Raw genomic sequence first — 17,887 nt, forward strand, 5'->3', positions numbered from 1 at the left:
ACCGGGCGCGACCGTCACGGCCCGCCTCGGTGGCGAGACTGCTACCGAACTCCACGACCTCCATCGACCGGCGGATCCGTAGTGGTCGTGACCCGATCGGAAGGGTGCCGTACCTGCTGGTCGCAAGGCGATCCGCTGTGATCGGTGCGTATCGTGCCTCTGCGTAGCGGAGCCATTCGTGGTGCGAAACCCCGTCGAGCTGCGCCGGGAACTGGTCGCGCTCAACCGCGACGCCTACCTGCCCAACCTGGCCATGTCGGTGAACAACCTGGCCGGGTCCGGCAGCTCGTCGGAGAACCCGGCGCGTGCGTCTACATGGGACCAGCACCCCCTGATCGCTCGACGACGCGCAGGCACGGCCGGTGCACCGGCGGCGGGCTCACCGGACGCTGCTGCGGTCGCGGAGTTCGAAACCGATCCGCAGGCGGTGAAGGCGATCGTCGCGGCGGCGAAGTCGGGCCAGTTCGACCACACCGTGCAGCGGCTACGCGATGGCCGTGCCGACGCTGCGGCGCAAGAGGCCGTGCGCGCGGAGCTCGTGGAGACCGGGGTGGAGGTGATCGAACGTGAGGAGATGGCGTGGCCGATGGGGTGGCTCGATAACCACCATCTCGACCCGGTCAAGCACGTGAGCTGTCCCGGGCACGCGGCCTACGTCTCCACGATCTGGAGTAGCGAACGGCAGGGGCAGACCTTCGCGGCGATCTTCGTGTGCCGCGACGTCGTCGCGCACGGTCATGTCGACCCGCCTGCTGCGAGCGGTGGGGCGGGTGCCCGGTCGCGGATGAGTGAGCAGGACAAGGCGGAGCGGAAGGTTGTGATCGAGCGCAACAGGCAGTGGGTGTCCGCGACCACGGTGCGTCGGGACTGGTTGCGCAGCTTCGTGGCGCGTAAGAGTGCGCCGGTGGGGGCGGAGCGGTTCATCGCGACGTGGCTGTTCTCGACCGACCACACCATCCGCCAAGCGTTGGAAGCGATTGGCCACTGCTGCGCGAGCTGCTCGACCACGGATCGACCACGCCCGAGGTGTATGGCGCGGGCCGCGAGCAACTCGCGGTGATCATCGAGCAACTTGCCGCCGCCACACCGAAGCGGGTGACGCTGCTGATCGCTGCGGCGTTGCTGTGCGCGTGGGAGGCCAAGACCGGCACGCACACCTGGCGCCAGCAGGCGCCGGAGACGGCCCGGTACCCGGGGCAGATGCAAGCCTGGGCAACGAGCTGGCCGACATCGAACGCCACGGGATCGGAGCAGACTCGGCCACGTAGATCGAGCGCCCGCGTGTAGCCCGTCCCGAGACTGGGGGCGGGCGACACGCGCGTCGGTGGTGGGGGTGTGAACGGGTGCGTGGCGGCCCAGGCCAGGGCGCGGGCGCGCAGCTCGCGGGCTGCGGCCCCTTCGGTGATCGGCCCGTTCCCGGCGCTGCTGCGCGGGTCTCTACGTCGGGCGAGTTCGTCGAGGTCGCGCTGCTCGAGCGTGCGTGGGGCGAGGAGGTTGTCGAGGTGGTCGGGGCAGGCGAACTCTCGCCACACCTTCCACGGGGGCTGTGCCGATACGACCAGGCCGGCCGCGACCGGTTCCCGCAGGCACGACGACGGCGCCAGGATCGGATGCGTGCGGTATCCGCCGCATCCCCGTGCTGCCGAGCCGGAACGGTCCAAGACTCATCGCCTTCACCCCTTGCAGGTCCACCGAGCGGCCGCGTGAACCTGGGTTCGTGGATGCGGGAAGTGGACTCAGCTGAGATAGCCACGCTCGAGGTAGAGCAACTGCTGCTGCGGCACTCGGCGCCATCGTTGATCATCGCCGGCGCGATGGTCTTCACCGGATACCTGCCAGAAACTGAAGGCTTGACCGGATATGTACCAGCACCGCTAGAGTTATCCACATGAACACCTGCTCCGCGCAGGTGTGCCACGTATGTGTGTCCGAGGGGGGACTTGAACCCCCACGAGTTGCACCCCTGCGTAGCGCGGGGGTTCATGCGAACTACCTTACCTCAGCGTGTTCGCTGACGGCCAACGCACCGTCATGACGACGGAGTCTGCGAGGGCTTCCCAGGTGTGGTCGATTCCTGGGCCTCACATCACGTAGTCGCCGGCACATTCCATGAGCTTCTGTCCGTCGGACAAGGTGACGTGGGAACCTACCCTCGATGAGGATCGTCAGGGTCGTTCGGTGATCTCCAGGGGTCCACTCCGCGCGTCTGTCACCGATCGGGTGGTGCGCCCATTTGACCTCAACTTCGTTGGTCGAACGCGGTCCGTGTTTTGGGTGGAAGAAGTGGCCGACGAGCCAACCCCGCGTAACGGCAGAATCTTCCGAAGCGTTGCCTGCGGATCAGTTCTCGCTCAACTGTTCGTGCTCCTTGCTCGGTGGCGCGCTTACCCTCTCGCTGTGATGCCCTCATCGACTGCTCGTCGTCCGCTTGTCGGACTCGATCACCCTCCTCGAGAAACCCCGACAGGTTCGCCAGAGAGTTGGGGTCCGGCCAGACGCCCCCGGGCACCCGCGGGCAAATCGGTCGTCGGGACTCGCTTCGTGGTATCGCAGGGGCGAGTTCATGCAGGGTCGGGCATCGTGACGAAGCCAGCATCGTAGAAGACCTGCCGGACGTCGGTAGCCGTGTGGTCGGGAAGGGCGATGGCGCAGTAGCGGCGTGCGCGGGTCAGCGCGACGTAGAGGAATCGTAGTTCCTCGGCGTCGGTTTCACCGATGGGGTTGCCGGCGAGTCGCGATGCCCACAGCGCTGGCTCGCTGGGGCGGCGTCGCGGACGTTGCGGGTCAGCAATGAGGAGGACTGCGTCGCAGGTTGCGCCCTTGAGGTTGTGGACGGTCCGAGCGGTGTACGCGGCGGTCGGCGTGGTGGTGAAGTGTCAGGCCTGCTCAGCAAGGCCCGCCGCGACCGCGGGGGCGCGCGCAGCGCGCGGATCAACGGGCCGAGCTCCAGATCCCACTCGCCCGGCCCGGTCGACGCCGGCTGCCACCCGGCATCGCGGCCGTCGAAGCTCGCGATGACCCGACCGGTCTGGCGCACCGACGTGCAGAGCGAAGGCCACCGCGGGCGCGCCGAACCAGAGCCCGGCGCCGGGAGCCATGCTGATGCCGCCGCCCTGCACGGCCGCGTCGAGGCCACGACGTCGGCAGGCTCCGGCGGCCGCCCTCGCCCCCGACCTCGTCGGTCCTCGCGCCGTCGACCCGTCCTGACCTCGTCTTCAGCCCCCGAGGAGCCACATCATGATCGAGAAGCTGCAAGCCCACTACCTGTTGACTGAACTACGAACAGTGTTTGCGCAGCTCAGTGACCCTTTGGCATCGTCGTCGTTGATTGTTGACCGCCAACTCGCGTGAGGAGGACCGCGTCACGGCGGGGTGATCATGGTGATGGGCTGGGAGCGGTGAGGCTCGTCCCTGCCGGCGGTCGTGTGCGACGCCAGGGTGAGGACGTCCGACAGGTAGGCGACGGCCCTTCCGTAGGTCTTGGCGGACACGGAAGGGCCGTCTTGGTGCATGGGAGTGCACCCGTGTTGACGGTAGGCGTGGACCGCGCGGTGGTCGAGACCGCGCTATGCGGTGGCGGACTGCGGTGTCCAGCGCCGAGCTGCGGGCAGCGGCTGGGGCCGTGGGGGTCGGCCCGGGGGCGCAGCGTGCGCGGCGTCGGTCGGTTGACGCCGCGGCGGGCGAGGTGCTCTGGCTGTCGGCGCACCCATGTGCTGCTACCAGCGAGTGTGCTGCTGCGTCGGGCGGACGCGGTGACGGTGATCGGTGCGGCGTTGGTGGCCAAGGCCTTGGGGTGCGGGCATCGTCGTGTCGCGGAGCTGCTCGGGCGCCCGGTAACGACGGTGCGGGGCTGGTTGCGCCGGATCGGGCGGGTCGCAGCCCGGGTGCTCGCAGTGCTCGCCGCGGCCGCCGCGGAGTTGGGCACCGAGTTCGCGGCGCCTGCACCGGCCACCGGGTCGACGGGGGCGGTGGTCGAGTTGGTGGGGGCGCTGGCTCGGGCGGTGGCCCGGCGGCTGGGGGGCTCGTGTGAGCCGTGGCGGTTGGCTGCGGTGATCAGCGGTGGCCGGTTGCTCGCCCCGACGGGTCCTGATCTTGGGTCGGGGGTGGGGGTGGCGGGCAACACGAGCCGGCCCTGGGCGGGTGATCCGTGAGCCGGTGAGGTGATCTCTGATCGGTCCGTGCCGGGCGGGCTGCGACCGGGAAGGACCCAAGCGTGAGTGCGGAACATGATCAGGAGGCGGTGCGGCGGGTCCGGGCCCGGGAGGTGGGGCTGTTTCGCTACGGGCTCATCTCCGATGCGTTGAATCCGGGGTTGTCGACCAAGCAGCGGGGTCGGCTGGTCCGCGCGGTCGCCGCCCGGCTCCATCCGGGCCCGTTCTCACCGGAGCCGGTGCGGGTGAGCCGGGCCAGTCTGGATCGCTGGTGTCGACGCGCAGACCGTGGCCGCGGCCGTGCGCCGCTGCATGTCCCGGCCGTCGTATCAGCGGCGAGTGGCCTGGGCGCTGGAGGCCCACCCGGGCTTGCTGACCGGGGACGCTCACCTCGCGCCGCTGCGCGCCATCCCGCGGCTGATCGAGCTGCTCGCCGACGCCGGTGTCGCCGGGATCGTCCGGCCGAGCTGCCCGCGCTGTCGGCGGGTGGTGCGCATCGACAAGCCGCTGGACGGGATGCGGGTCTGCCGGACCTGCATCGCACACTCCCGCCTTGAGGATTGCGTCCGCTGCGGCGCGCTCCGCGAACCGGCCACCCGCGACGAGGATGGCCGCCCGGTCTGCGCGAACTGCTTCATCACCGACCCGGCGAACCTGCAGACCTGCCTGAACTGCGGGCGCCGCCGCCGCGTCGGCCAGCGGACCCCCGATGGACCGCTCTGCCCCAGCTGCCCGGCACTGCCGGTGGCGACCTGCACGATCTGCGGTGACACCACCGGGTGCGGCATCTCCCGGGCCACCGGGCGGCCGTGGTGTCCGGGCTGCCAGCGCCGCTCGGCCGCCTGCTCGACATGCGGACGGCTCGGTCCCATCGTCTCCGGCACGCTGGCCGATCCGCTCTGCGCCGGCTGCACCGCCCCCGCCGCCTGGCTGAGCTGCCCCACCTGCAGCGACCCCGACCACCCCCACCCCGGCCAGTGCGGCCGCTGCCTGATCAACAGCCGGCTGACCGAGCTGATGGGCCCCGACACCGGCGGGCTGCCGCCCGGGCTGCGGACCCTGCGCGCCAAAATCGCCGCGGCCGAGCACCCGATCACCGCGATGCGCTGGTTGACCAAGCCCGCGATCACCCCGGTGTTGGCCGACCTCGCCGCGGGTCGGATGCCGCTGACCCACGCCGCGTTCGACGAGCGGGGTGAGGGCCAGGCCCTGGCCCATCTGCGCCAGACCCTCGTCGCCGTCGGTGCCCTGCCCGAGCGCGACGAGGAACTCGTCCGCCTCGAGCGGTTCCTGACCGGTCTCCTCGCCGGCCAGCCGGACCCGGACCGCCGCAAGATCTTGCACCGCTACACGATCTGGCACCTGCTCCGGCGGCTGCGCGGCCGCAACCACGCTCGGCCCACCTCCCGGCAACAGGCGCTGCGCATCCGCAGCCACGCACGCGCGGCCGTCGCGTTCATGGACTGGCTGCAGGCGCGCAACCTCACCCTGAGCGCCTGCACCCAGGCCGATCTCGACCGCTGGCGCGGCGACGACGCGGGTGTCTACCGCTTCGAGACCGGCAACTTCATCCGGTGGGCACGTGCCAACAAGCTCACCGCCGGTCACCTCGCCTCCCTCCGCTGGGGCGGCCCCGCGCAGCTCCTGGATGACCAGCACCGGTGGGACACCGCGCGCCGACTGCTGCACGACGAGGACCTGGGCGCCGAGGACCGGCTCGCTGGCCTGCTGGTCTTGCTCTACGCCCAAGGTGCCACCGCGATCAGCCGGATGACCGTCGAGCAGATCCACATCGATACCCACGAGGTTCGGCTGCGCCTGGGCCGGGTGCCCATCCAGCTACCCGAGCCGGTCGCCACCCTGGCCCGCGATGTCGTCGCCCACCGCAAGGGCCACGCGACCATCGGAGCCCTCACACCGTCGCCCTGGCTGTTCCCCGGGGGTCAGCCCGGACGGCCGATCAGCACCGCGCGACTGACCCAGCGGCTCAACGGTCTCGGGATCCGACCCAACCAGACCCGCAGCACGGCGCTGTTCCAGCTCGCCACCGAGATCCCCGCCGCGATCCTCGCCCGCACCCTGGGCATCCGCACCGATGTCGCCGTCACCTGGCAGCGCCTCTCCGGCGGGGACTGGGCCAGCTACGCCGCCCAGATCAGCCAACGAACCACGCCGCCGGCCAGGCATTCCGACAGTTCGAATATTTGAGGTCACCGTTACACGCAAGGAGGAGGTGATCCGCCGGGTGCTGGCCCATCACGGCGAGCAGACCCGCCAGGCCGCCGCGCGGGTCACCCCAGCCGCGGCGCCCGGCTACCGGCCCGAGTCGCTCGACGTCCTGTTCGGGACAGGGCCCTCGTGAGCAGCAGCGCCAAGCTCGAGCGAGCAGCCGCCCCGACGTGGATCGCCCCGTCACGGACGCCGTCACCGGACCGGCGGCTGGCGGCACGGACCCGGTTTCCATCCCGTGGTCGCCCATCTCACCGGTAGGGGCGGCCGGAACGTTCCAGCTGCGCAGGAAGCCCTGCATGTGCGTGATCTCCGGACCCTGAGCCTGGGCGATCTGTGTGGCGAGTTCGATGACCTGGGGCGACGCCCCTCGACCGGTGACCAGGTCGGACATGGCGACCGCCTGGGTGTGGTGCGGGATCATGCCCTGCACGAACGTGATGTCGGCGTTGTTGTGCTCGGCGGCGGACGCGGCCGGCGCGGGGGCGGTCACCGTGACGGACGGCGCGGCCGTAGGGGCGCTGGCTCCACAGCCGGCGATGGCGGCGGTGCTGAGCAGGGCTGCGAGCGCGCCGATCATGGTCTTGCTGTTCATGGGATTGGTCCTCTGTGGGTGTGCGAAATGGATCAGTCAGCCGGTGAGAGCTGATTGATCAGTTCCGAAGCACGCAGAGTTGCGCGAGCCGGACCGCGGACCGTGGGCCACACGACCACGACCAGCCCGGTATGCGACGTGAGTGCCGGAGGCCGACGCCTCCAGGCCGTCAACGCGACCATGATCAGGGCGAGCAGGATCACCGCCGCGAGTACGGCCAAATCGGCATGCGGTCGGTGAGTTCGGTTCGGACGGTCATCACGAATCGTTCAGCGAAGCAGTTCGCCCTCGGGCCCGATCTTGACGACCTCGATGCCCGCATCCGCCAGCACCGCGTCGAACGGCGCCGCGATCTGCCCCGCACGGTCGCGGACCAGGAACCGGAAGCGGGCGGTGCGCTCGCCGAGGTCCATCACGAGGTTGCGGGTCATGCTCATCGCGGCCACGAATTCGGGAGCCGCACTTGGCCGCGCTTCCCCCATACTCGCGGTTTTGCCATCTCACCCGCGGGCAACGCCGGGGCTGGCTACGCATCCAACGGTCTTGGCCCTGGGCGCACGAGCTGGCGGCCGCGTTCGCCCGGCTCATCGCGCTACCCGTCCCCGCTGGTTGATCTTCCAATCCGAGACCACGAGCGGCGGGAGCCATCGGCAGAACAGCACGCCGGTTCCACCGCCATGCCCGCGCCCAGAAGCGACAACCACCGAGGTCAACAGCCCAACCACAAGATCATCTCGCGGGTGTGTCCGCAGCGACGGGCCGCCGGGCCCGTGTGCGGTAACGATGCGAGGGTGGCTCGTCGCGATCAGCGCAAGAAACTGCAGCACCACGAGCCCGGCGTCCCGCCGGGTACGGCGACGTCGATCAGCCGCGCGGCGGGCCCCGCCGGCCGTGTCCCGGCGGCCCACACCGCTCGCAGGGTTCGGTGGAGGTCGATGCCGATTGTCGGCACCTCGACCAGCGTCCCGGCCGCGATGTCGGTGGCGACGACCAACTCGCTGAGCAGGGCTGGACCGCCGCCGGCCAGCACCGTGCTGCGGACCGCGGCGCTCGAGCCCAGCTCCAGCAACGGCGCGACGAGCTCCTCACCCGCAGCTGCGACGGCCCGCTCCGCCGTGTCCCGTGTGCCGGAGCCCGCCTCGCGGCTGATCAGTGGCGTGGCGGCGAGTTCGGCGACTCCTAGCTGACGCCGCCTGCGCGCCCACGGGTGTCCGGGCGCCACGAGGAGCATCAGCCGGTCGCGCGCCACGGGCCGCGACTCCAGGCCCTCCAGCGCCCCCGGGGACTCGATGAACCCCAGGTCCACAGCCCGGTCCCGGACCAGTCTGCAGACCCGTGTGGAGTTCGTGACCTGCAGGCCGACCCGCAGGTCCGCAGCCGATCGGCGCAGCTCGCCCAGCCAGGTCGGCAACAGGTACTCGGCCACGGTCAGGCTTGCGGCGACCGCCAGCTGGGCCGACGCCTCTCGGCGCAGGGCCGCCGCGGCTTGCACCAATACCTCGAGCTCGTCAAGGACCCGCCGCGCCCGGCCCGCCAACAGCTCCCCGGCCTCGGTCATCGCCGAGCCTCGGCGGGTGCGCACGAGCAGCCGCACCCCCAACCTGCGCTCGAGCATGCTGATCCGCTTGCTCGCCGCTGGCTGGCTCACTCCCAGCTCCCCGGCCGCCGCCGTCAGGCTCCTGTGCTCGGCCACCAGCACCAGAAGCCGCAGCGACTCGACGTCCGGTCGCCAGGTCATGACTGCAGGTTATGACATGCGGTGGAAGCGGTGGGTACCGGACGGCGCGTGATGGGCGCACCGTCGGCGACATGACCACCACCTGCGACGAACCCGGTCTCGCCCGGCGCGCGCTCACCCGGGCCGGGACGCTCCTGCCCGGCCTGCTGGTCGCCGCGCTCGGCACCGCGATGGCCTTCGGCGTCAACACGCTGCTACCCGCGGTCAGCGCGCTGACCGTCGCCGTCGTGTTGGGCGTGCTGGTCGGGCAGTTCCTGCCGGAGCCGGCCCGCGCCGGCCTGGCCTGGGCGACGAAGAAGTTCCTGCGGCTCGGCGTCGTGTTGCTGGGCCTGCAGCTCGGGCTCGGCGAGGTGTTCGGCCTGGGCGCGGGCACGGTGATCGCCGTGGTGGTGACCGTGCTTGTGGTGTTCTTCGGCACGATCGCGCTCGGTCGAATCGTGGGCGTGTCCCGCGGCCTCGGACTGATGGTCGCGACCGGCTTCTCCATCTGCGGCGCCTCCGCGATCGCGGCGATGGACAGCGTGACCGACAACGACCGGGAGGATGTCGCCACCGGCGTCACCCTCGTGACCCTCTACGGCAGCGCCGCCATCGGCCTCGTCCCGCTGATCGGCCGCGGGCTCGGACTCTCCCCCGAGCACCTGGGTGCCTGGGCTGGCCTCAGCGTCCACGAGGTGGCCCAGGTCGTTGCCGCCGCCTCGCCCGCCGGCGCCTCTGCGGTCGGGATCGCGGTGGTCGTGAAGCTGACCAGGGTAGTCCTGCTGGCGCCAATGGTCGCCGGCGTGAGCCTCACTGAGCGCCGCCGCCGCGGCACCACCGCCGGAACCGGGAAGCGACCGCCGATCGTGCCGATGTTCGTCCTCGGCTTCCTGGCGATGATGCTCCTGCGCAGCAACGGCATCGTCCCGGCAGGGGTGCTGTCGGTCGCGCAGGTGTCGACCACGCTGCTCCTCGCCGCAGCGCTGTTCGGGCTCGGCACAGGTGTCCGGCTCGGCCGTTTGCTGCGCACCGGACGGCGTGGTCTCGCCCTCGGCGCTCTGTCCACCGTGCTCGTCGCCCTGGTCGGGTTCGGCGCGCTCGCCCTCACCGGGGCCGCATAAGGGATCCCGCTCCGATCTCTCCCATAATGTGGAAACGACACAAGGCACGCTCCTTCTTGTGAGCGACGGGGCACAACTCGGGTAGGTCCCCGATCCAGCTCCTCCTGGCCGCATCGGCAGTGGCCCTCGCTTCCGCCGTGGGCGGGGCGACCGGCCTCCCCTTCCTGCTGCTGGTCGGCTCGACGTGCCATCAGTCGTCGTAGTCGACCTCAGCGTGACACTGGTCAGCCGGCTCGAGGTGCTGTGGCGGCGGCGGCGGTCGACCGCCGCCGGGCGTCTTGCTGCTTGCCGGCAGCGCGCCGGGAGTCGTGGCCGGAGCGCTCACGGTGGGACATCTCGACCCGCACTTGTTGAAGAAACGCCGCCGGGGTGGTCGTCACCGTGCTCGCGTCGTCCTGCTCCTGCGCCGGGGTCCTCGCCGATGAACGTGGCGCTGTCCTCGACTGTCGGTCGCTCGGCGACCCCCTGGTGCCGGCGAACCCGATTTGTGGCGGGGCGCTGTCGGTGCTCCCGGTGTTGTCCGAGGTCAGTAGCTATGGCGTAACCCTGGCGTAATTGGCGGCGCGGTAGCGTCGGTTCCGACGAAGTGGACCCGGGCGCGCGAGGATCGGAGGGGTCGTGCCAGAGCAGCATCGGCGTCTCGCCAGCCCGTCCCGTGGCGCATCGAGCCGCTCCCGGGCGGCCCGCGCTCGCCAGATCGCGGATGTGCTGCGCCACCAGATCACGTCGGGCGACTTCCCCGAGGGGATGCTCCCGGACGAGTCCACCCTCGGCAAGTGGCTGGGGGCCAGCCGGAACGCCGTCCGCGAGGCGCTCGGGCTACTCGGCGCGGAGGGGCTGATCAGCCGCAGACAGGGGGTCGGAACGGTCATCGTCATGCCCAAGTACGGGCACGGGATGAACCGGCTCGCCGGCCTCGCGGAGACGCTGACTGGCTACGGGACGGTGACCAACGAGGTCCGGGCCGCGCACTTCGTGACGAACCCACCGGCCGTGATCGCGGAGCGGCTGGAGCTGACGCGCAGCGCCGGCGCGGTGTACATCGAGCGGCTTCGCTGGTCGGACGGCCTGCCGCTGTCGCTGGACACCACCTACCTCGCCCCCGACGTGGGGCGACTCCTGCTGAGCTGTGACCTCGCGAGCCGGGACATCTTTGCGTTGATCGAGGAGATGACCGGGGAGCGACTAGGGCGGGCCGACGTATCCGTGCACGCGGTGAACGCCGGGCCCGACGCCGCCGTATTGCTCGACATCCCGGCCGGAGCAGCCGTGTTCGCGGTCGAGAGGTCGACCCGGCTGCACGACGGCCGCCCCGTCGATGTGGAGTCGATCCAGATCCGCGCGGACCGCATGGCCTTCAACGCCGTGCTGCATCGCGGAGTCGGCCCGGCGGCGAACCAGCTTCAAGGCTCTCGTTCATAGGTCGGTAGCGCATCCATCGACCCGGTCTCGCGGCGAGGTCGGGTCGCGTGCTTTTCCGGGCTTCCCACCGGTCTGTCCCGTTCCGCCGCGTGCAGCGCCGCTCCTGCCCGGTCGGCTCGCCGCTGGCGAGCCATGGAGGTCCCGTCCTCGCCGCGCCCAGGGATGACCGGAGAAAAAATGTGGCGATTCCGCTGATCTTCGGCGCGAATCATGCGGGTCACGGTGCATCTGTGCTGACCAGGGACCTGGCGTAACCCATGGGAAACGGGCCGCGGGGCCGTTTGTAACAGGGCGGACCAAGTATTTCGGTAGTCGGAAAGGCCGATGTGGATCAGATTGGAGATCCCGTGACAGCGCGTCGCGGGGTGCCTTTCGAGCGATTGAATGCCGTTCTGGGGCGGGCTCGAGCTGACCTTGCTCTATTTCTGACAATGTGAAACGAAAGGGCTGACGTGCAGATCCCACCACTTTCAGAGCGACGCGAGCTGACGTGTGATGTGCTCGTCGTCGGAGGCGGCACCGCAGGGACGATGGCCGCGCTGACCGCCGCCTCGCAGGGCGTGAACGTCCTGCTCCTGGAGAAGGCCAACGTGCGCCACTCCGGTGCACTCGCGATGGGGATGGACGGTGTCAACAACGCCGTCATCCCGGGCAAGGCCAGCCCGGCGGACTACGTCGCGGACATCACGACGGCCAACGACGGGATCGTCAACCAGCGCACCGTCTACCAGACCGCGACCCGCGGCTTCGACATGGTGAAGCGCCTGGAGTCCTACGGTGTCAAGTTCGAGAAGGACGAGCACGACGAGTACGCGGTCCGGCGGGTGCACCGCTCGGGCAGCTACGTGCTGCCGATGCCGGAGGGCAAGGACGTCAAGAAGGTCCTCTACCGCCAGCTGCGCGCCCGCAACGTGCGCGCGATGGTGACGATCGAGAACCGGATCATGCCGGTGCGGGTGCTCACGGTGGACGGGCGCGCGGTCGGCGCGGTCGGCTTCAACACCCGCACCGGCGAGTTCGTGACGATCTCGGCAGGCGCGGTCATCCTGGCCGCCGGCGCGTGCGGGCGCCTGGGGCTGCCGGCGAGCGGCTACCTGTACGGCACGTACGAGAACCCGACCAACGCCGGCGACGGCTACGCGATGGCCTACCACGCAGGTGCGGAGCTCAGCGGCATCGAGTGCTTCCAGGTCAACCCGCTGATCAAGGACTACAACGGGCCCGCCTGCGCCTACGTCGCGAACCCGTTCGGCGGCTACCAGGTCAACGCCGACGGCAACCGCTTCGTGGACTGCGACTACTGGTCGGGTCAGATGATGGCCGAGGTCAAGGCCGAGCTCGACAGCGCCCGCGGCCCCATCTACCTCAAGCTCTCGCACCTCCCCGACGCCACGATCAGCGAGATCGAGGGCATCCTGCACACAACCGAGCGGCCGACGCGGGGCACGTTCCACTCCGGCCGCGGGCACGACTACCGCGAGCGCGACATCGAGATGCACATCTCCGAGATCGGCCTCTGCAGCGGACACTCGGCTTCTGGCGTGTGGGTCGACGAGACCGCCGCGACCACCGTGCCGGGCCTCTACGCCGCGGGCGACATGGCGCTCGTGCCGCACAACTACATGATCGGTGCCTTCGTCTTCGGCGACATCGCCGGTGAGCACGCCAGCGCGTTCGCGAAGGACGCGCCGCGCCCGGAGCTGCCCGCCGACCAGATCGCCACCGCGCACGAGCTGATCTACCGGCCGCTGTCCAACCCGGACGGCCCGCCGCAGCAGCAGGTCGAGTACAAGCTGCGCCGGTTCGTCAACGACTACATGCAGCCGCCCAAGACCGAGCGGTACCTCTCGCTCGGCCTGGAGTCGTTCGAGCGGATGCGCACCGACATCGCCGCGATGGGGGCGCGCACCCCGCACGAGCTGATGCGCTGCGCCGAGGTGACCTTCATCCGGGACTGCGCGGAGATGGCCGCGCGGGCGTCGCTGGCCCGCACCGAGAGCCGGTGGGGCCTCTACCACCAGCGGTCGGACATGCCGCAGATGGACGACGCCCGCTGGTTCTGCCACCTGAACCTGAAGATGGACCACAGCAGGGGAGCGATGGAGATGCTCACCCGCCCGGTGGCGCCCTACATCGTTCCCGTCCCGGGCTTCACCCGTCCCGACGGCGTCGAGAACGAGACGATCGCGCCGGAGCTGGCGGGAGCATGGGCATGAGCACGTTCCCCGACGGCACCGACACCGCCCCCTCAGCGCGGATCGTGAACCTCCTCGAACTCGCCGAGGCGGACCCGACGCAGGAGGAGCTGGAGGAGTTCCTGCGCGACCCGGCGCCGGACGTCCGCCGGACCGCCCTGTCCGTGCTCAGCGAGTCCGCCGAGGACTGGGCACAGGCCTCGCCGGTGTTCGCCGCCGCGCTGACCGACGAGGACCGCGCCGTCCGCGTGGCGGCGACGAAGCTGGTGCGCGAGCTGAGCGAGGTGCTGGTCCCCGGCCCCGAGTTCGACGCCGCCCTGCGCCGGGCGACCGGGCACCGCGACGCCGTCGTGCGCATCGAGGCGATCGACGCGCTCTGGCGCCACCGGTTGACCACCGTGGAGGAGCTGCGCGGGCTGCTGGCCGACCCCGACGTCGCGGTGCGGTGCGAGGTCGTGCTCGGCTTCGTCTCGCTCGACGCCCTCGACGCGCTCGACCGGGCGGGCCACGACCCCGAGCCTGCGGTGCGACTCGCCGTCACCCGCGGTCTCGGCTCGGTCGGCGACCCGCGCGGCGCGGCGTTGCTGATCAGGCTGGCCGGCGACCCGGAGTTCCTGGTGCGGGCAGCGGCGCTGTCGGCGATGGCGCACACCGGCTGCAGCGAGGACGCCGCGCTGATCGCCACCACGGCGCTGAGCGACGAGGCCTGGGAGGTCCGCCAAGGCGGGGCCAACGCCCTGTCCGCCGCGGCGCCCGACGAACGCGGGACCGCGGCGCTGGCCGAGGCGCTGGCCGACCCCAACCTCGACGTCCGCAAGGCCGCGGTCAAGGCACTGGGGGCGTGGCTCCCCAGCCGCCCGGCCATCCGGCCCGCCCTCGAGGCAGCGCTGTCCGATGTCGACGCCGACGTCCGCGCCCACGCCCGGATGAGCCTGACGGCCTGATCGCCCGACCGCCTGATCGATGCCCTCGCGCGAGCGGGGGAACCGGCACGACCACCACGACACCGCAGAGGAACCTCTCATGGCACAGGCAACCAACCGGGTCGACGTCCCCGTATCGATCGACCCGACCAAGTGCATCGACGGCTGCACTCTGTGCGTCGACGTTTGCCCGCTCGACTCGCTGGCGATCGACCCGGAGACGAACAAGGCCTACATGCACGTCGACGAGTGCTGGTACTGCGGGCCGTGCGCCGCGCGCTGCCCCGTCGACGCGGTGACCGTCAACATTCCCTACCTGCTGCGATGAGCGGCCGGTTCTTCCCGGGCGGGCGGGCCTGGCCGCTGGCGCTCGCGGTCGTGCTGGGCATGGCCGCCGGATGCTCCTCCGGCGCGGGCGACGGCTCCACCGTCGTCGTGCGTGTGGGCTACCAGTCCAAGACGATCAACACGATCAACGCCGGGACGCTGCTGCGCGAGCGCGGGTCGCTGGAGGCCACGCTGAAGACGCAGTCGGCCACCACGGGCAAGACCTACACCGTGGAGTGGCAGGACTTCCCCTCCGGTGCGCCGCTGACCGCCCAGATGATCGCCGAGAAGGTCGACATCGGCTCCATGGGCGACTACCCGCTCCTGGTCAACGGGTCCAAGACCAGCGGGTTCGGCGCGGACCGGTCGGTACTGGTCGGCGTGACCGGCTACAACCTGCGCGGCTCGCTCAACCAGATCGTGGTCCCGCCGTCCTCGCCCGCGAAGACCCTGTCGGACCTGCGCGGCCAGGTGGTGTCCACCAGCCTCGGCTCGGCCGGGCACGGCATGCTCGTCGACGGCCTCCAGCGCAACGGGATGGCCGCGACCGATGTGCAGGTCCTCAACCAGGAGCCCGCCGTCGGCGCGTCGGCGATCGAGGGCGGCCAGGTCGCCGGCCTCGCGCAGTTCGTGCCGTGGCCGCAGCTGCTCGTCTTCCGCGGGCAGGCCAAGCTGCTCTACGACGGCGGGGACACCGGGCGGCCGACCTTCCACGGTGTGGTCGCCCGCCAGTCCTTCGGCACGGAGCATCCCGAGGTGATGCAGGCCTTCATGCAGGCCGTCCGCGACACGAGCGACTACATCGAGAGGAACCCGCTCGAGGCGGCCGAGAAGGTCTCGCAGATCACCGGCATCGAGCCCGAGGTGATCTACCTCTACAACGGGCCCAACGGGCTGGTGACCTTCGACCCGACCATCAAGCAACCGCTGGTCGACGCGCTGAAGGCCGACCTGCCCTTCCTCAAGCAGGTCGGGTCGGCAGGTGACCTCGACGTCGACGGGTTCGTCGACGAGACCGCCCTGCGCGCCGTCTACGGCGCCGACTACGACGCCGCGAAGGCCGACATGACCCCGGCCGACGCCCTCGCGGGCACCGACCCGGTCTGCGGGGTCCCGCTCGACGACCCGGCGACGGCCTCGGAGGTGTGGTTCGCCGGCGACATCGCCACCCAGGTCGCCGCGACCCCGACCTGCGCGATGCGCGCGGTGGAGGAGAGCGGCAAGCAAGTCCGGGCCGCCTACGTCCCGGACACCAGCACCGGGACCCGGCTGTTCGCCTCGTCGGCGAGCTGGGTCCTCGACCCCGCCGCGGCGGAGACCGCCCGGCTCCTGCCCTTCGCCACCGATGCCGCCGCCCAGGCCTACCTGCAGTCCCACCCCGGCACCCGTCAGCTCGACTACGCGGCCGCGCGCACCACCGCGTGAGTTCCTGGAGGACACATGACCACCCACTCGTTCCCGCCCAGAACCGAGCCGTCCGCGGCCCTGGTCGCGGGTGCTTCCGCTGACCAGGGCGTGCAGGTCGACGTCGCCCCGATCCCGCAGCCGGACCGCCTCGCCGGTCCCGACGGCTCCCCGCGGCCGCCCGGGGTGCGGGGACTGCTGTTCTCCCGCCGCCGGCTCGCCACGACGGCGCTGTCGGTGGCACCGCTGGTGCTCGCGGTCCTGCTCTGGCAGGTGCTCACCGCCTACGACGTGGTCGCCTGGCTGAGCTTCGACAAGCTGCCCGGTCCCGGCGCGGTGTTCTCCACCTTCGTCGCCCAGCTCGGCAGCGGCACCTACTACCAGGACCTGCTCTCCAGCGTCCGCCGGATCCTGCTCGGGTTCGGGCTGGCCACGCTCGCCGGCGTGGTGATCGGCATCGCGGTGGGCCGCTACCGGACCGCGCAGGCCGCCATCCGCCCGTTGATCGAGATCGCCCGTCCCATCCCGGCGATCGCGCTGGTCCCGCTCTCGATCCTGATCTTCCCGACAAGCGAGCAGGGGATCGTGTTCATCACGTTCTTCGCGGCGTTCTTCCCGGTCGCGGTGAGCACCATCCACGCGATGAAGAGCCTGCCCAAGGTCTGGGAGGAGGCCGCCCGCACGATGGGCGCGAACGGGTTCTCCGTGCTGACGCACGTCGTGCTGCCCGGCGCGATGCCCGGCATCTTCTCCGGCCTGTCGGTGTCGATGGGCGTCGCCTGGATCTGCGTGATCAGCGCGGAGATGATCTCGGGCCAGTTCGGGATCGGCTACTACACCTGGCAGGCCTACGGGCTGCTCGACTACGCGGGCGTCGTGGTCGGGATGTTCTCGATCGGCGCGCTGGGCTTCGGCACCGCCTGGATCGTCGAACGGATCGGCACCCGGGTGAACCACTGGCTGCCGAGGGCCGCGAAGTGACCGCCCCCGCCGTCCCCGGCAGCGGTGCGGTGAAAGACGGGGCCCTCGGTGGCGCCCGGGTCACCCTCACCGACCTGAAGATCGCCTTTGGCGGCATGCTGGCCGCCGACATCGCACTCGACGTCCCCGCCGGGGAGATCGTCGTCCTGCTCGGCCCGTCGGGCTGCGGCAAGTCCACCATCCTGCGCGCGCTGGCGGGGCTGCTCAAACCCCGGTCCGGCACCGCGGAGGTCGACGGAATCCCCGTCGAGGAGAGCCGCTCGCGCTGCGCGATGGTGTTCCAGGAGGACGCGCTGCTGCCGTGGCGATCCGCGCGGCGCAACGTCGAGTTCGCCCTCAAGCTGCGCGGCGTCCCCCGCGGGGAGCGCCGGGCCGAGGCCGAGGAGCTGCTCGGCCAGGTCGGTCTGCGGGACTTCGCCGACCACATGCCCGGGCAGCTCTCCGGCGGGATGCGCCAGCGGGTGCAGCTCGCCCGCACCCTCGCCACCCGCCCGCGCGTGCTGCTCATGGACGAACCCTTCGGCGCGCTCGACGCGCAGACCCGCTCGGACATGCAGCGGCTGCTCGTCTCGGTGTGGCGCCAGTACCGCACCACCGTCCTGTTCGTCACCCACGACGTCGACGAGGCCCTGCTGCTCGGCGACCGGGTCGTCGTACTGACCCCCCGCCCGGCGCGCGTCTCCCGCGTCATCGAGATCCCCGAACCGCGCCGTCCCGGCGCCCAGTTCGAGCCAGAGTTCTCCCGGCGGCGCTACGAGATCCTCGCGCTGCTCGGAGAGTCCCCGGACTCCGCGCTCGTCCCGCCGACCGCGTGAGCCCCGG

At 70.9% G+C, this 17,887-nt stretch carries 16 protein-coding genes; 12 read left to right on the forward strand and 4 right to left on the reverse strand.

Annotated features, from left to right (window positions below; genetic code table 11):
* Window positions 1-259 precede the first annotated feature (259 nt).
* The gene (locus ACFPFQ_RS09935; RefSeq protein ID WP_379617100.1) at window positions 260-1,060 is read left to right on the forward strand and encodes a hypothetical protein; all 801 of its coding nucleotides are present in this window, start codon (window positions 260-262) and stop codon (window positions 1,058-1,060) included.
* Entirely contained in the window at window positions 1,057-1,287 is a 231-nt protein-coding gene (locus tag ACFPFQ_RS09940) for a hypothetical protein (protein ID WP_379617102.1), read from the forward strand. Before ACFPFQ_RS09935 ends, ACFPFQ_RS09940 begins: the two co-directional genes overlap by 4 nt.
* 2,075 nt (window positions 1,288-3,362) lie before the next feature.
* On the opposite strand, the gene ACFPFQ_RS09945 is transcribed toward ACFPFQ_RS09940, so the two are convergent.
* Complete coding sequence (locus tag ACFPFQ_RS09945) at window positions 3,363-3,491, reverse strand: hypothetical protein (RefSeq protein WP_379617104.1); 129 nt, start codon at window positions 3,489-3,491, stop codon at window positions 3,363-3,365.
* Window positions 3,492-3,728: 237 nt separating this feature from the next.
* Between ACFPFQ_RS09945 and ACFPFQ_RS09950 the strand changes: the two genes are divergently transcribed.
* Window positions 3,729-4,151 carry a hypothetical protein gene (locus ACFPFQ_RS09950; RefSeq protein ID WP_379617106.1) on the forward strand — a complete coding sequence of 141 codons (423 nt, stop codon included), beginning with the start codon at window positions 3,729-3,731 and terminating at the stop codon, window positions 4,149-4,151.
* A 339-nt stretch (window positions 4,152-4,490) separates the two neighbouring features.
* Window positions 4,491-6,359, forward strand: a complete 1,869-nt coding sequence (locus ACFPFQ_RS09955) for a hypothetical protein (RefSeq protein WP_379617108.1) — start codon at window positions 4,491-4,493, stop codon at window positions 6,357-6,359.
* Here ACFPFQ_RS09955 and ACFPFQ_RS09960 read toward each other — a convergent pair.
* The 3 genes from ACFPFQ_RS09960 to ACFPFQ_RS09970 all read right to left on the reverse strand — a co-directional run bounded on the left by ACFPFQ_RS09960 (window position 6,307) and on the right by ACFPFQ_RS09970 (window position 8,713).
* Complete coding sequence (locus tag ACFPFQ_RS09960) at window positions 6,307-6,975, reverse strand: DUF305 domain-containing protein (protein WP_379617110.1); 669 nt, start codon at window positions 6,973-6,975, stop codon at window positions 6,307-6,309. The genes ACFPFQ_RS09955 and ACFPFQ_RS09960 overlap by 53 nt on opposite strands.
* A 269-nt stretch (window positions 6,976-7,244) precedes the next feature.
* The gene (locus tag ACFPFQ_RS09965) at window positions 7,245-7,412 is read right to left on the reverse strand and encodes a hypothetical protein (RefSeq protein WP_379617112.1); all 168 of its coding nucleotides are present in this window, start codon (window positions 7,410-7,412) and stop codon (window positions 7,245-7,247) included.
* A 368-nt stretch (window positions 7,413-7,780) separates the two neighbouring features.
* Window positions 7,781-8,713 carry a LysR family transcriptional regulator gene (locus ACFPFQ_RS09970; protein WP_379617114.1) on the reverse strand — a complete coding sequence of 311 codons (933 nt, stop codon included), beginning with the start codon at window positions 8,711-8,713 and terminating at the stop codon, window positions 7,781-7,783.
* 71 nt (window positions 8,714-8,784) lie between these two features.
* Here ACFPFQ_RS09970 and ACFPFQ_RS09975 point away from each other — a divergent pair, with 71 nt between their 5' ends.
* The 8 genes from ACFPFQ_RS09975 to ACFPFQ_RS10010 all read left to right on the forward strand — a co-directional run bounded on the left by ACFPFQ_RS09975 (window position 8,785) and on the right by ACFPFQ_RS10010 (window position 17,880).
* Window positions 8,785-9,813: a YeiH family protein gene (locus ACFPFQ_RS09975; RefSeq protein WP_379617116.1), complete on the forward strand. Its 1,029-nt coding sequence runs from the start codon at window positions 8,785-8,787 to the stop codon at window positions 9,811-9,813.
* Between the two features lie 618 nt (window positions 9,814-10,431).
* On the forward strand, window positions 10,432-11,235 hold the full coding sequence (locus ACFPFQ_RS09980) for a GntR family transcriptional regulator (protein ID WP_379617118.1): 804 nt from the start codon (window positions 10,432-10,434) through the stop codon (window positions 11,233-11,235).
* A gap of 497 nt (window positions 11,236-11,732) precedes the next feature.
* Window positions 11,733-13,451, forward strand: a complete 1,719-nt coding sequence (locus ACFPFQ_RS09985) for a fumarate reductase/succinate dehydrogenase flavoprotein subunit (protein ID WP_379617120.1) — start codon at window positions 11,733-11,735, stop codon at window positions 13,449-13,451.
* Window positions 13,448-14,374 (forward strand): HEAT repeat domain-containing protein, encoded by a 927-nt coding sequence (locus tag ACFPFQ_RS09990; RefSeq protein ID WP_379617122.1) that lies wholly within the window; start codon window positions 13,448-13,450, stop codon window positions 14,372-14,374. The genes ACFPFQ_RS09985 and ACFPFQ_RS09990 overlap by 4 nt, the downstream gene beginning before the upstream one ends.
* A 79-nt stretch (window positions 14,375-14,453) precedes the next feature.
* The gene (locus tag ACFPFQ_RS09995) at window positions 14,454-14,681 is read left to right on the forward strand and encodes a 4Fe-4S dicluster domain-containing protein (RefSeq protein WP_379617124.1); all 228 of its coding nucleotides are present in this window, start codon (window positions 14,454-14,456) and stop codon (window positions 14,679-14,681) included.
* Window positions 14,678-16,105, forward strand: a complete 1,428-nt coding sequence (locus tag ACFPFQ_RS10000) for an ABC transporter substrate-binding protein (RefSeq protein WP_379617126.1) — start codon at window positions 14,678-14,680, stop codon at window positions 16,103-16,105. Before ACFPFQ_RS09995 ends, ACFPFQ_RS10000 begins: the two co-directional genes overlap by 4 nt.
* Before the next feature lie 15 nt (window positions 16,106-16,120).
* Window positions 16,121-17,065: an ABC transporter permease gene (locus ACFPFQ_RS10005; RefSeq protein ID WP_379617128.1), complete on the forward strand. Its 945-nt coding sequence runs from the start codon at window positions 16,121-16,123 to the stop codon at window positions 17,063-17,065.
* Window positions 17,062-17,880, forward strand: a complete 819-nt coding sequence (locus ACFPFQ_RS10010; protein WP_379617130.1) for an ABC transporter ATP-binding protein — start codon at window positions 17,062-17,064, stop codon at window positions 17,878-17,880. Before ACFPFQ_RS10005 ends, ACFPFQ_RS10010 begins: the two co-directional genes overlap by 4 nt.
* Window positions 17,881-17,887: the final 7 nt, after the last annotated feature.

Source organism: Pseudonocardia sp. GCM10023141 (assembly GCF_042653605.1).

Excerpts from the sequence above, each read along its gene's own strand:
- ACFPFQ_RS09960 (WP_379617110.1), bottom strand. The coding sequence starts at position 6,975 with ATGAACAGCAAGACCATGATCGGCGCGCTCGCAGCCCTGCTCAGCACC.
- ACFPFQ_RS09965 (WP_379617112.1), bottom strand. The coding sequence starts at position 7,412 with ATGAGCATGACCCGCAACCTCGTGATGGACCTCGGCGAGCGCACCGCC.
- ACFPFQ_RS09970 (WP_379617114.1), bottom strand. The coding sequence starts at position 8,713 with ATGACCTGGCGACCGGACGTCGAGTCGCTGCGGCTTCTGGTGCTGGTG.
- ACFPFQ_RS09975 (WP_379617116.1), top strand. The coding sequence starts at position 8,785 with ATGACCACCACCTGCGACGAACCCGGTCTCGCCCGGCGCGCGCTCACC.
- ACFPFQ_RS09990 (WP_379617122.1), top strand. The coding sequence starts at position 13,448 with ATGAGCACGTTCCCCGACGGCACCGACACCGCCCCCTCAGCGCGGATC.
- ACFPFQ_RS09995 (WP_379617124.1), top strand. The coding sequence starts at position 14,454 with ATGGCACAGGCAACCAACCGGGTCGACGTCCCCGTATCGATCGACCCG.
- ACFPFQ_RS10000 (WP_379617126.1), top strand. The coding sequence starts at position 14,678 with ATGAGCGGCCGGTTCTTCCCGGGCGGGCGGGCCTGGCCGCTGGCGCTC.
- ACFPFQ_RS10005 (WP_379617128.1), top strand. The coding sequence starts at position 16,121 with ATGACCACCCACTCGTTCCCGCCCAGAACCGAGCCGTCCGCGGCCCTG.